The organism is Streptomyces sp. WY228, assembly GCF_019287315.1.
Taxonomy (GTDB): domain Bacteria; phylum Actinomycetota; class Actinomycetes; order Streptomycetales; family Streptomycetaceae; genus Streptomyces; species Streptomyces caviscabies.
This window is the reverse complement of record NZ_CP079114.1, coordinates 560,914-573,801: the sequence shown is the minus strand read 5'-3', so window position 1 is coordinate 573,801 and position 12,888 is coordinate 560,914. Positions and strand designations below refer to the sequence as shown.

The following is a 12,888-nucleotide window of genomic DNA, read 5'->3' as shown; positions in this document are numbered from 1 at the left end:
AACTTGAGGACCGGTGTGAAGAGGCCTGTAGCGATTTGGTCGCCCAGGCTGGCGTTGGGGAACCTTGGTGCTGATGACCAGAGGTCGAATTTGGTGTCTCCGTCGAATTTCCACTGGCTGGGGGAGTCGCTGCGGCCAGGGTAGACGCCTTCGTAGCAGGCGTCTTCGTCTCTTGCTTCGGAGGGCGCTCCGGCACTCCAACTGCCTTCGCACTGCAAGTCGGCTTCCAGTTTGGATCCGACCTTGTTGAAGTCTCCGGTGGACAGGAAGACGTCCACGTTGTAGTCGAATTCTGCGTATCGGGTGTTCAGGCCGCCGTCGAGGCCGCCGATTTTACCTTGCCCGATGAGAGTGTTTCGCGAGATGAAAGTGCCCTGGAGGTAGCATCCCGGTGGCCACAGGCCGCACTTGATGGCGGGCATTACTGTCAGAGTTTCCTGGCAGTAGGAGAAGCGGTTCTTGATGTAGCCGGACTTGTTGTCTGAATCGTCGGCGTTGACGCACTCGTCTACGTCGGCGATGTATTCGTATTTGTCGAAGCCTGAGCTTTCAGGTTTGCGGCCGCGGGGGAACCTAGTGCTGGGAACGGTATAGGTGCGTTCCCAGACGGCCTTGGGGTCAGCCGTTTCGCGGGCCGATGGGCCGCCGCGCGGGAAGACTCCCAGTGCTTCGAGATTGCCGTCGCGGTTGAGGACTTCGTCCACTCTGGCGGGGTCGGCGATCAACGCAGGGTCGTTGATGGTGTAGGAATCCCCTGGCTGGAGAGTGGTGGGAGTGCCGGCGGCCGCGGTTTCGACGACGAAGGTGCGCCACGGTGACCAGTTGAGGTTGTAGTGGGTGCCGTCATAGGCGTTGGTACGGAATTTGTACATCCTGCCGTCTACTAGCTGCCCGGCGGGAACCTGGACTGTGGCCCACGAGCCGGGGGCCACGGAGGCGGAGACGAGTAGCCCTTCTCCGGCCGGCGTACTGATCGGCGTATTGGTCGCCGCGTCGTAGACCTGGAAGGTGCCGCTCACCAGGTCGCCGTCCGCGTCCTCGAACTTGTCCCTCAGCGTCGGCGTGAGAGTGTTGACGCCCCAGACGTCGTTGTGCGACCGAAACGGGGGCCCTGCCTGCTGGGCTGTGCCGTCCAGCGGCCGGTAGTTGTAGGTGACGCTGAGCTTCGGCTGGTTGGATGCGTTATTCGCGGAGTTGACACGCTTCCAGGCTGCGGTGCTGTCGTTGGCCGCGCGCAGGCCCATGTGGCCGCGGGTCGCCTTGGCGGAGGCCCAGGTCTGCACCAGCGTGTCGACGTTGGCGTTGATCCACCCGTCGGGCTGGGCACTCGTGCAGTCGGGGTTACCACGTGTCTGCGTGGAGGAGTGGTACTGGGTCCAGGTCGGCTGGTTCGTCCACCGTGAGGACGTCGACGGTGCACTGGTGTCGCCGATGGTCCAGCTCTGGGCCGAGCAGTCGGTGTTTCCCGAGTGGAAGTTCCACAGGGCCAGGTTCGTATCGATGATCAAGGCGTCTTGGAAGGCACTGGTGTTCCAGGTGATGAAGGATCGTGCGGTGCGTGGTGTCCCGTTGGGGTTCGTGGTGCCGGGGTTGCCGAAGTCGAGCTCGACGTCGGCGGACCAGTCGACCGTCTCACCTTGCTGCACGTAGGTGTCGAAGGTGTTCGCGAGTGCGGAGGTGGAGGGGTCCACCGTGACCGGGTACTGCGTCGCCGGGTCGGTGAGGAAGCCCGGGTCGGGGGTGACGACAAGGTCAATGTGCCCCTCTCCCTTGTCCCGAACCTGCATGTCGACGCGGGCGCGGTTGGTGTGCTCTCCCGAGCGGGCGTCAGTGAGCGTTTTCAGCGTTGCCTCTCCAGGGTGAGGACGGCTTTGGTGATGACGGTCATGCGGTTGGGGCTGATGCGGGATCTGCGGAAGATCTGCCAGGACTTCAGCCGTGCCATGCCGCGTTCAACTGGTGCCCGGGCTGCGGCCAGAGCCCGGTTAACGGTGCGCTGGGTGAGGGTCAGTTCGCCGTGGGGTGGTCGTTTGAGTCCGGTGGTGACCCAGGGGCCGGCGCCCTGGTATGCGCGGTCGGCGAGGACCGGGACGCCCTGACGCTCGCAGGTCTGGATGATGCGATGGGTGCGGGCCGCGGTCAGATCGTGGGTGCGGCCGGGCAGCGCGGGCGAGATCCACAGGATCTCGCCGGCGGGGTCGGTGACGACCTGGACGTTCACGCCGTGCCGGCGGTGCTTGGCCGAGTAGTCGGCCCGGCTGTCGCCGACGCGGTCGCACTCGGCGAGGGTCCCGTCCAGGAGGACGAAGTCCGGGTCGTGCTCGCGCAGAGTCTTGAGCAGGCCCGGCGCCCGGTCGGCGAGCAGGCCGGTGACGGCGGTGACGTATGCGTGGGCGGTGCCGACGGATATCCCGAAGCCGGCCGCGATCCGGGTGAGTGTGTCGTGGCGGCGCAGGTACACCAGAGCGACGAGCGCACGCTGGTGGGGCGGGAGCTTGCACCTGCGGTCACCCTCGCGGGTGACGATGAGCATGGTGACCCACTCGACCAGGGTATGCGGGAGGTCGAGTGCGGCAGGATGGGGAACCAACGAGGCTCCTGTGCCGGTGGGTTGAGACTTCGAACACCTCCCCCAACGGCACGGGAGCCTTGTGCGTTGCGGCCCTCACCTCGGGCTCGCCGCCGTCACCCGATCGGTGGCCACGCTGAAAGAGCTCAGTGGCGGCATCCCACATCACCGGAGCGGGCATGGTGGCGCGGACGTCACCGGTCTCGGAGTCGGTGAAGGTGACTGAGCCGTCCTTGTTCGCCTTCGCCTTCATCCCTTCCGCGAGTAAGGGCAGGGTGTAGGTGAAGTCGGTGGCGGTGGGCTTTTCTGCCAGTTCTACGAATTGTTCGAAGCCCGTGCGGGTCGCTTCGACGATGACGTCGGCGCCGGGGATGGCGTCGTGGTAGCGGGCGCGTGTTCCGTTGAGTTCAGGCTCGGGCAGGGCGCCCTTCCATTGGAGGGTGACGCTGCTGTCACCGCTTCCCAGCGTGACGAGGTCCCGTGCCGGCGATTGCTGTGCTGCCTTGAGGGACTTTGCTTTGGTGCCGCCCTTGCCGGCCAGGTGCAGGCCGTGGGGGTGCTCCTTTGAGCGGACGGTGCCATCGGGATCTTTGGTGAGGGTGACGTCGACCTTCCGCCACTTGCCGTTTCGCCATACTCGTTCGGGGCCGGAGGTGAGCTCGGTGGTCAGTGTCCCGTTGGTGTTGGCGACGGTGTGGGACGTTGCGGTGGTCTCATCTGAGGCGACGACCTTCTTCCCGGTTCTCTTTGCCTGGGCAATGGCCCAGCCTTTGGAACCGGTGGGGTACTTCGCCGTCTGGGCGGCTGCGGAGGACTGGCCCTCGGTCCCCGCGGTGTCCTTCGCTGTCGTGGCTGTGGCGGTGCTTGCCGTCCCCGCTGCGAGCGCGACTTCGGCGATCAGCAGCAAGGCGGCCCCGGCAGCGAGGCGACCTCTCGTTCTCCCGCGTGAACGGCCTATTCGTGAATGCACGAACTACACACCCCTTCTTGATCGGCTAGGTGCACGGGCACTGTAGGCAAGGGGAACGCACGTTCGGCATCGAATGCTGGGGATGACCGAAAGCAGCTTCGGTCGAATGTCGAGTGAGGCGGTGTGGCACGGAGGGTCATCCGGAGTAAACGTTGCGTCAATCACGTTGCGCTCTGGCAACTTGGCTCGATGCTGACGTCGGACATAGATGCATTTCCTGACCGACTGCCACGTGACCCATGTCGTGAGTCGGCTTGGGAAGCGCGAACTGCTCGCACGGAACCGGGTCCCTGGTTCCGGAAGGCGCACCACTGCGACGCTGGCCGAGGCCGGTTACGAGGTAGTCGTGGCAGCGGCGCCGGGGCACGTCGCCGCAGTGGACGCGGCCATCAAGCGCGAGCAACCCGACACGGGCTCTGCGGCTTCCCCTTCGCCAGAAGCGCCGACGATCCACGGCGGACCGAGGCGTACCGCGGACTGATGGAGGAGCAGCGCAACGCGCTCCGCCAGCACGTCCGCGGCCCGGTCCTCGGCGTTCTATGGCCTGTGGGGGTCGTGATCATTCGGTTGGTAGGACACTCGTGTGGCGAGACGTGAACTGAGCTATGAAGAATGGGTGTTGGTGGGTCCACAGCTCCCGATAGCCGCCTACGGCCCGTATCCGCGCCGGCTGCGGGATGGCTTTCGAGGGCGTGATCTGGAGGTTTCGCTCCGGGGCCCAGTAGCGGGAGGTCTTGGAGGAGTTCGGGAACGGACCCACGGTCTACGACCGGTTCCGCCAGTGGCGCGACGCGGGCGCCTTCCAAGCTCTGATGGAGGCGGTGATCGCTGAGGCCGCACGGCGTGACCAGGTGAGGCTTTCCCCGGTTGGCGTCGACTCCACCACAGCGAGAGCGCATCACGACGCGGCAGGCATGAGGGTGGATGCCAGGACGCTGGCAGCGCTGGAGAAAGCACTGACGGAGGGAGGGGGGCCAGGCAACGAACAAAAGGATCAAGGTGCCGCAGAACCTGGCGATGTGGCCGAAGCCGCCCGCCGGGACGAGCGCCGACGCCTACATCACCGATTCCGGGCACGGCTGAAGGCAGCAAGCTCAGTCGAGATCTACCCGTGCTGGGTCCCGTCGATGCTGAGAGGCTCAGCATCGACGGGACTCGACGAGGATCAGGGGCGGCCCCTCTTTACGTGGACGGCACTTCCATAGGTGTGTGCGTCCGCCTTCTCCACATCGAACCCGGCTGACGCGAGGATCTGCAGGACTGCGTTCCGCATGCAATTCTGCACGGTTTCGTAGTGGCGAATCGCGTGGGGCAGATTCGTGGGATCAACCCCGTTTTCCAAAAGATTTGCTGCTGCGGTCGCGAGATCTTCCTGAGTTCTCCATTCTACGAGAACACCGCCGTCGGCGAGAGATTCCACCAGAACATTCGCACCGGGCGCATCTTGCGAGTTTCCCTGAAAGGCGGGAAGACCTGCCTGGATCAAGGCATCACAGGCTCTGTCGGCTAGTTCCTTACGCCGGTCCATGACATCACGCGTGGCTGTCGGCGGTAGATCGAATCCGTGCTGGCTCATGTGTCTCCATCTCATGCTGCTGCTCCTGCAAGTCTGCCGACGACCGCGTCACGCGACCACCGCCAGCCTGCATGACGTACTTCGCCAGAAGTTGCTTGGCCGCACTTTCGATGCCATCGAAATACGGAACCGACCATGTGATGGGAGTGCCTGCCTTAAGGGCCCCGGACAACTCAGAAGCACAGGACGCACACGGCTGCCGCTCTGTATACAAACTGGTGATCCTGCTGGGGTCGACCTTCTTAGCCTTTAGCATGTCCAGGATCGCCGTTTCCGAGTGCCCAGAGAAGCCGCTGCTCGCCACCACGAGGTCTCCGGTTTTCGGGTCATTCCAGCCCGGAACTCTGGCTACAGCAATATTATGCCTTGCTCCGTAGAATCCGGATTCGACCCTGAACTGGTAAGCCATTCGGCTGAGGTCATCGCTGTTGTAGCGGATCAGACCGCCACACTCACCGGCGGCGGTTACCGCCAAGGGAGCGACGCGCCTGCTTTTGCGTGTGCAGGCCTCGACGAACTCATCCATTACCCGGTATCCGAGGCGGGCGACGACATCATCAGCCAATGGCAGGGCTCGGAGCGCCTTGAGTGCGTCGACGAAGCCGATCCCGGTCCTGGCTGCGGCGTCCGCCGCTCTGAAAGCGTCCGCGATTGGACGGAGGAACTTACCGGCGAACATGGCTGCCACGTCGACGAAAGCCCAGGCGCATCCGCCCCAGCTTCCGTTCTCGCCGCCGGGGGTGAGTTTCTGTGCGCAGCGGATCCAGCTGCCGAAGAGGATGTCGATGGGGTCGACGCCCTGCTGGTACTCCGCGATCGTGATGGTGTGGGTGACCTCGGTTTTCAGGGTGTCGGTCTTGGTCTCGCCCAGGTACAGCGTGTCGTTCGAGAAGCACGTGTTGTCGAACACTTCGACGGCACACAGGTACAGGTCGAGTTCGGCTTTGAAGCTGATCTCCTGGGTCATCGTGCAGTCGCCCTTGTAGGCGATCTGGTCCCAGAAGCCGTCGCAGCCGTCGGTCTTTTTCAGGACCTTCGGTTTGCCGACCTGGTCGATCTTGTTGATGACGTAGAAGAGGCCGCCGATGGATGCGCCGGCTGTGTCCGGGACAGTGCCGGTCTCGATCTGGCTAGCGTTCCCCGCATTCTCGGTCTGCTTGGCCGCCTCTTGGGCGGACTCGGCGTGTTTCTGGGCGTCCTTGGCGGCTTCCTCTGCGGCTGTGGCGGCGGCGTCGGCCCGCTCGGCGGCTGTTCTTGCCTGGTCGGCTGACTCGTTTGCCCGGGTGGCGGCTGTGCGGGCGGCGTCGGCGTCCAGGGCGGCGGCGTCCGCGGAGGTGCGGGCTGATTCCGCGTGGCCCTCTGCGCGGCCGGCGGCCTTGTCTGCGGCTGCCGCGTCGGCGGTGGCCTGGGACTGGTATCCGATGGTGCGTGCCAGGGACTGCTGGGCTTTCGCCGCTGCCATGGCCGCGCCGGCCGCGTAGTCCAGTGCCTCCTTGGAGTAGCCGCGGGCGTCTGCGGAGTGCTTGGCGGCGTTCGCGGCGTGCTGGTAGGCGGCCTTGGCGTCCCCCTGTGCCTGATTGGCGATGCTCTGGGCGGCTGCGGCTTCCTGCGCCGCGTTGAGGGCGTGCGCGTTCGCGACGGCCTTCTGCTGCTCGGCAATGGTTTTCGCCGCCTGGCCGGACAGGACCACGAGGGACGCGGCGGAGTCCTTGGTGACGTAGGGCGAGCCGAGCTGAATGGCATCGTTGGCGGGAGCTGCTACCTGCGCCGCCGCCTTCCCGGCGTCCACCGCGGCCTGAGCGGTGACGTAGGCGAATCCGGCTGCCTTGGCCGCTGCGGCGGTGGCTTTGTTGGCCTCGGTCTTGGCCGCGTCGGCCTGAGTCTTGGCCGTCTTTGCCTTCGTCTCGGCCTCGTCGGCCATCTTCACTGACAGGGTGGCATCGGCTGAGGCTCGCTCGGAGGCGTCGATGGCGTCCGCGGCGGCGCTGGTCGCGGTACTGACCGCGGCGTCCGCCCGCAGCTTTGCCGCCTGCGCCCCGTCTGCGGCGGCCCGGGAGCTCTTCGCCGCCGCCTCCGAGCGGGTCGCCGCGGCGTCCGCGTCGGCCGCGGCCTTGGTGGCTGCGTCGGCGGCGGTTTCAGCCCGGCCTGCTGCTGCCTCGGCGTTGTCCGCGTGCCGGTCGGCCTCATTGGCCGCCGCCCGCGCGGCGTCCGCCGCATCGCCCGCGTCCAGGGATTCGGCGTAGGCGTCCTTGGCGGCCGCCTTGGCCCGGGCCGCTTGTGCCTTCTGCTGCGCGTCCCAGGCGTCGTCGCGCAGTTCCTTGGCCCGGTCGCGGGCGGTTTCGGCGTCCTTCTTCCTGGCCACGGCTGTGGCCTCCGCCGCCTCGGCCTTACCCTTGGCGGTCTCGGCTTTGGTCGCTTCGGCATCCGCCGTCTTGCGGTGCTGTGCTGCCTCCGCCTTCTTGAGGTCGGCGGCTTCCTTCTCCTTCTTCGCCGTGGCCTCGTCGGCCTCGGCTTTCAGCCGTTTGGCATGCGCATCGGCCGCCGCGGCCTTGGCGTCCGCCTCCGCCGCCAGGGAGGCGGTGAGCTTGGCCTCGGCCAGCTCCTTTTCCTTCTTGGCATTGTCACGGTGCGCCTTGGCCGCGTCCGCCGCCGCCTTGGCCTGCAGTTCGGCCCGGTAAGCCGCCTGCTTGCGGAACTCCGCCTTGGACTGCGCGGCCTGCGCCAGCGCCCGCTGAGCGATCGTCTCACTGTCCGCAGCAGCCGCACGGGTGGCCGCCTCAGCAGTCTCGCCCGCCTTCGACAGTGCTGTGACAGCCGCAGCCGCTCCCTGGGTGACCTGAGCCTTCTGCTGGCCCACCAGCAAACCACGGCCCCTCGGCGCCCCGTTGGCGTCCGCGATCGCATACGCCGCCTGCTCGGCGGTCACGCTCGCGGTCTGAGCGGCCGTCGCCGCCGTCACCTGACGCTTCAGCTCCGCCAGCTCAGCCTTCGCCCCCGCCCGCGCCGCACTCAACCGCTGCGACGCCTTCGTGAACTCCGCCGCCGGCGGAACACTGCCGTTATTCGCGGTGACCTGCAAGAAGACCTGCTGCTGGATACTCGTGTTGCAAGGGCCTGCGTTCACCAAGGTTTCACGATAAAGGTCCAGGCATTCCCCGGTTCCCAGGTTCTGCAGAGTGCCACTCGCTCGGACACTGAACTGCCATGTCTGCTTGGGCGTTCCGTTACAGGTCCAGATTTGCAGTCGGCGATCGTCGGGGGCGACTTCGAGGCACTTCTTCGACTTCACGTGGCGCAAGCTGTAGCCCTCGCCGTACTGCCCGTTGACACTCCACATCTGGCCCGTCGTCGACGGCCCACAGTTGACAGGCGTCAGATAGGCACCGTTCGCCGTGCTGTCAGCCAGTGTCCCCAGGCACTTACCTCTGATCTGCCGGTGCTGCACGTACATCGGGGAAGAGCCGACCCAGCCAATACCGCCAGAGGACCAGTAGTCCTGCCAACGGGTGATGTGGTCAGCGACCCACGCATGACCGAGCAACCTGCCCATCGAATCAGAAGCCTTGGTGAGTGCCTGGACGGCGTTCATATTCGCGCTCAGAATGTCGTTGCGCTTGACAGCCTGCGAACCGATCTCCTGCTGCCACTCCGCCGCGGCGGTCGCGGCAACTCCGCCCAGAACCTTCTGCGGATCCATCGGATCACGCCACGCACAGGCAGCGAAACGGGACTTGAGATCCTCGACCGCAACCCGGTGCTCTGCAGTACCCGGCACTGGCGCCTTGGTCGCGAAGCCACCAGAGCTCAGGAACTGGCGTGCGTTGTCCGCACCCATCGGCTCCCTTGAATCACCCAGGAGGTGCTCGTACGCTTCGTTCAGCGCGACTTGCTGGCCCCAGTCCGGCGAAGACGGGTCAGGCTCGCTGCCATAAAGCGGCTGCCCCAGAGCCTTGACCGCCGCTGCGGCCTTGGCGTCAGCCTGCGGGGTGCCGTCCTCGTAGAAGTCGCTCTCGCTCTTCCAAAACCGGTCGGCGATCCACCCCATGAGACCGGTCTGGGAGTGGAAGTCCTCACCATCGTTGCCGCTAGTCCCGGGCGGCGACTCGAAGTCGGCGACTGAACCGAATCCTCCCGGCGACTCCAGCCCAGTTATCTTCCAGCTGTCGTGGAGTGCGTTGAGCCGGTTCAGCTCAGCAATAGCGACGTCTTTGTCCGACTGGTACGCAGCGCCGAGCGGCGTGTCCTTCCAGTAGTTCCGGTCAGCCAGCTCGCGCAGCCGCTCGGGACTCTGATTGAGACCGTCCTTCGCCGTGGCAGCCATGGCCGTTCCGCCCAGCCGCAGCACGTCGCTCATCAGACACTGGTCCTGCCGCAACTGCTCGGCGGGGGTGTCCTCGTTCCAGTCATAGTCGGCGGCCAACTCGACAGGGGGCGACTTAGGGCTGCTGCCTATGCCCGCCCCAGCCAGCAAAGCCATGGCAAGCAGGGGCGGGAGCAAACGGCCGGTCAAACGTGAGACTCGAAGCAGGGGTCTGTACGACCCCGCAGGTCTGTAGCGCAAAGGAGAACCATCTCTGGTAAGGAGTCGACCGGCAGGATTCGAACGGCCGATCCGGCCACACGGCCTCGGTCCCCCGAACCCAACGGTCCCTCAAACTGCGAGCTAAATAGAACAAACACGCGATCTGGACTCCGACGTTACACAGGGAACCGGATCTTGGACAGAGGGTTATAAGACGAACGCGGAAGTCCGATAGGGCCCTACGAGCCCGTAACACGATCATGTGCGGGTCTTCTTAAGACGTCTCCAGCAGATCAGGCTGCAGGCCAGGGAGACGAAGGCGTCGAGGATTTCGGTGCGGCGTTCCCAGCGGACGGCGAGACGCTAGAAATGGTGGAGGAGCGCGAAGGTCTGCTCGACAACGTAGCGGAGCTTGCCCGTCCCTTTGATGTTCGGGCAGCCCTTGCGCGAGATGACAGGCAGGATCCGGCGCTTGCGTAGCGCGTTCCGATTCGGGTTGGAGTCGTAGCCCTTGTCGCCGAGCAGGGCGTCCGGTCGGCGGCGAGGCCAGCCGGGGCGGCCCGCGGCAGGCAGGATGCCGTCGACCAGGGCGAGGGTCTGGGTGACGTCGTTGACTTTCGCCGCGGTCGTGATGCCCTTGAGCGAGATGCAGGACACCTTCGGAGGCATCGCCGCGCCGCAGGAAGTCGTCGCCGCGTACGAGGGTGGGGACCAGGCCAAGCAGGACCTGGCCGAGTCCGTGATCCGGCAGATGTACGCGCCGGTCATCGACGTCACTGGGGCACCGTTGGAAGAAGGATTTCGACGACGAAGAGGTGGACCGGGTCATCGTGCGCATGCTGAAGATCGAGTAGATCCCTCGCTGAGCTGGGCGCCCGTCGCCTTCGCAGGTGCCCTCCCGATCCGTTTCGGCCAGGCTCCAGGCATCACGGATCGGTAGGGCACGAGCTCACGGTCCTCCTCTCCGCTGGGTCAGAGGTCGCAGATGAGTACGAGGCGAGCGCTAGGTGAGTGCTGCGTTGCCGTATCCATCACCCGGCTCGCCGGACGGGCGGACTCGCGGTCGAGATGGGGGCCAACGGAATGATCAGTGGGTAGCGGCGCGCGGGCGGGTTGCGGCGAGGTCGTTGAGGGCACCGTTCACTACGTGCCATGAGACGTTGAATGTGTCGCGGTCGGGCCTGTAGGACTCGCGGTACTCACGGTGGGGGTGGACGAAGTTGCGGTAGTCGCGCAGGGCATGGCTGAACGACGTGACGTCCGCGTCGATCCACGCTGCTTCGCGGCAGATGTTGATCAGGTCATGAAGCGTGATGTTCTGCGGGTTCTTCTTGCCCAGCAGTGTGGCGTCCCGCTCCTGCACCGCGGACAGCAGGACGCCTTCGAGGAGGCTGCCGAGCATGATGGTGGCTGCGACGTGGGCACCGTTGGCGAAGCAGGTGCGAGCCTCGTCCAGCCGGTGCTCTAGCAGGGCGGCCATGCGCTCGTCCCTGACGATGTCGGACATGGTGGCCTTGAGCTCGACGGGTGCGTGCTGGCCGGGGTGGCCGAGCGCGGGGTCACAGGCCACGAGCCGCGGGCGGCCTCCTGGGTTCTCCAAGCGCAGGCCCTCGTGGACGAGGAAGCCGTTGACAGCCGAGAGGACCTTGGGGAGTTGCTCGGGTTCTTCGTAGTACTCGCGGGCGTCAGCAAGCCGTAGCAGGACGGACTCCAGCGCGCTGGGGTCCGTACGGCGTTTCATGAGGCGGTCGAGGGCCCACTCGGCGCGGGACTCTCCGTCGATTTCGGGCAGGTTTCGCCACCCGGCGTTCTCCAAGAACTCGGCGATCTTGTAGGCCGGGCGGTAGAGAAGGTGGTCGTCGCCGCAGAGGATGCGGACCAGTTCCTTGAGGGTGTTGGTGTCGAGCGGAGCCGACACGGCTCCCTGCGTCGTCTGGGTCATGCGAGGACCTCCGTGTTGTCAACGGTGCTGAGGCCAGCGTCCGGGGTGTTGTGGTTTTCGGTCTCTTCGCTTTTGCCGTCTACGGTGTCCGGCCCGGGCGGTGCCGCAGACTCGGCTTCGCCATCGATGGTGTTTCCGTCGTCCGGTTCGTCCGGAAGGTCGAATGGGGTCCACAGCGCGGAGCCGGAGGGTGCGGTGGCGGGCCGGGAGTAGTCAGCCGGGCGGATGTCCAGGCGGTCGAGTTCGTCCCACAGTCCGCAGAGCGCCTCGTCCGGATCGAACCGGAACTCGCTCTCCCGTAGGCGCCAGAACCGCCAGCCGACCCGGCGCAGTTCGCGGTCGCGCCGGTGATCGCGGTCGATCTGGTCGCGTGTGGTGTGGTGGAAGTAGTCCCCGTCGCATTCCACCGCGAGTCGCCCGCGGGCGCCGACAACGACCAGGTCGATGCTCTTCGTGCCTGCGGGGTACTGGGGAAGCACGTGGTAGCCGCGGTCCTTGATCCTCAGATAGACCTGCTGCTCAAACAGGGATTGGAACGGCTGGGCGTGCACGTCGGGGCGGACCGGGCCGATGTCATGGTTGGCGGCAAGGATTGCGGGCGGGTTGTCCATGTAGGTGAGGAGATTGAGCCGCAGGTCATTCGACTTGAGGCGATCGGGCGGCACGGAGTGGAAGAGCCACATCTGGTCCTGGGCGCGGCTGGCGGCGACGTTGTACGCCTGCTGTTCGCTGCGGGCGCCGCCGATGGCGCGGGGCGGGTCGGTGACAACCATCGACAGGAGGAAATCCAGAAGGCGCTGCGCTGTGTGCACGCCTGCACGGCCGAGGCGGCCGACCGGCTCGCCGGCTCGACGCTCGCCGACCCCGGCCCCCGCGTCGCCGAACTGGAGGTGCTGCTCGGCCGGGTCCGGCTCTCCCTCGCCCCGCTGGTGCACCCGCTGAGCCCGCTGCCGGCCCGCAAGGCGCGCGCCCGGGAGGTGCTCGCGCTGCTGGACGACTGTGTACGCGAGGTGCGGGGGCTGGCCTCCATCGCCGCGGACCCGGACGCCTCGCACGACGCGCGGCTGTCGGCCGCGTGCTCCCGTGTCGAGGCGGCCGTCGAGGCGCTCACCGCACCCGACGGCTCCCGCGGCTTTCAGCTGCCCGAGCTGCCCGCGACCGCCGCCGACCCCGCCCTGGCCCATCTGCACGGCCTGGAGCGCGCCCTCGCCGCACTGGCGGCACCGCTCCAGGGCCGGGGCGGCCGGACAGCCGCGGTGGGCCCCGAACCGGCCTGACCTCGCCCCCCGGCCGTTACGTCGAGCACGGC

General features: G+C 66.3%; 7 protein-coding genes and 3 pseudogenes. 2 read left to right on the top strand and 8 right to left on the bottom strand.

Annotated features, from left to right (window positions below):
* Window positions 1-749: 749 nt before the first annotated feature.
* The 6 genes and pseudogenes from KV381_RS36310 to KV381_RS02440 all read right to left on the bottom strand — a co-directional run.
* Window positions 750-1,859 (bottom strand): annotated as a pseudogene (locus KV381_RS36310) (DNRLRE domain-containing protein); the annotation flags it as partial.
* Window positions 1,841-2,590, bottom strand: a complete 750-nt coding sequence (locus KV381_RS02460; protein WP_030084845.1) for an IS5/IS1182 family transposase — start codon at window positions 2,588-2,590, stop codon at window positions 1,841-1,843. The gene KV381_RS02460 and the pseudogene KV381_RS36310, both read right to left, overlap by 19 nt.
* Window positions 2,508-3,476: a hypothetical protein gene (locus KV381_RS02455; RefSeq protein WP_218784365.1), complete on the bottom strand. Its 969-nt coding sequence runs from the start codon at window positions 3,474-3,476 to the stop codon at window positions 2,508-2,510. The genes KV381_RS02460 and KV381_RS02455 overlap by 83 nt, the downstream gene beginning before the upstream one ends.
* 1,228 nt (window positions 3,477-4,704) lie before the next feature.
* Window positions 4,705-5,115, bottom strand: coding sequence for a hypothetical protein (locus tag KV381_RS02450; RefSeq protein WP_078611333.1), 411 nt, complete (start codon window positions 5,113-5,115; stop codon window positions 4,705-4,707).
* Window positions 5,072-9,592: a nucleic acid/nucleotide deaminase domain-containing protein gene (locus tag KV381_RS02445; RefSeq protein WP_218784364.1), complete on the bottom strand. Its 4,521-nt coding sequence runs from the start codon at window positions 9,590-9,592 to the stop codon at window positions 5,072-5,074. Before KV381_RS02445 ends, KV381_RS02450 begins: the two co-directional genes overlap by 44 nt.
* A 408-nt stretch (window positions 9,593-10,000) precedes the next feature.
* Window positions 10,001-10,306, bottom strand: a complete 306-nt coding sequence (locus tag KV381_RS02440) for a transposase (protein ID WP_078611314.1) — start codon at window positions 10,304-10,306, stop codon at window positions 10,001-10,003.
* Here KV381_RS02440 and KV381_RS37000 point away from each other — a divergent pair.
* Window positions 10,281-10,412: pseudogene (locus KV381_RS37000) on the top strand (phosphogluconate dehydrogenase C-terminal domain-containing protein); the annotation flags it as partial. The gene KV381_RS02440 and the pseudogene KV381_RS37000 overlap by 26 nt on opposite strands.
* A 312-nt stretch (window positions 10,413-10,724) precedes the next feature.
* Here the strand turns inward: KV381_RS37000 and KV381_RS02430 are convergent.
* Entirely contained in the window at window positions 10,725-11,579 is an 855-nt protein-coding gene (locus KV381_RS02430) for a hypothetical protein (RefSeq protein ID WP_103538565.1), read from the bottom strand.
* On the bottom strand, window positions 11,576-12,352 hold the full coding sequence (locus KV381_RS02425) for a DUF559 domain-containing protein (RefSeq protein WP_256995005.1): 777 nt from the start codon (window positions 12,350-12,352) through the stop codon (window positions 11,576-11,578). The genes KV381_RS02430 and KV381_RS02425 overlap by 4 nt, the downstream gene beginning before the upstream one ends.
* 12 nt (window positions 12,353-12,364) lie before the next feature.
* Between KV381_RS02425 and KV381_RS36305 the strand changes: the two are divergent.
* Window positions 12,365-12,856: pseudogene (locus tag KV381_RS36305) on the top strand (FUSC family protein); the annotation flags it as partial.
* Between the last annotated feature and the right edge of the window lie 32 nt (window positions 12,857-12,888).

Excerpts from the sequence above, each read along its gene's own strand:
- KV381_RS02425 (WP_256995005.1), bottom strand. The coding sequence starts at position 12,352 with ATGGTTGTCACCGACCCGCCCCGCGCCATCGGCGGCGCCCGCAGCGAA.
- KV381_RS02445 (WP_218784364.1), bottom strand. The coding sequence starts at position 9,592 with ATGGCTTTGCTGGCTGGGGCGGGCATAGGCAGCAGCCCTAAGTCGCCC.
- KV381_RS02450 (WP_078611333.1), bottom strand. The coding sequence starts at position 5,115 with ATGAGCCAGCACGGATTCGATCTACCGCCGACAGCCACGCGTGATGTC.
- KV381_RS02440 (WP_078611314.1), bottom strand. The coding sequence starts at position 10,306 with ATGCCTCCGAAGGTGTCCTGCATCTCGCTCAAGGGCATCACGACCGCG.
- KV381_RS02430 (WP_103538565.1), bottom strand. The coding sequence starts at position 11,579 with ATGACCCAGACGACGCAGGGAGCCGTGTCGGCTCCGCTCGACACCAAC.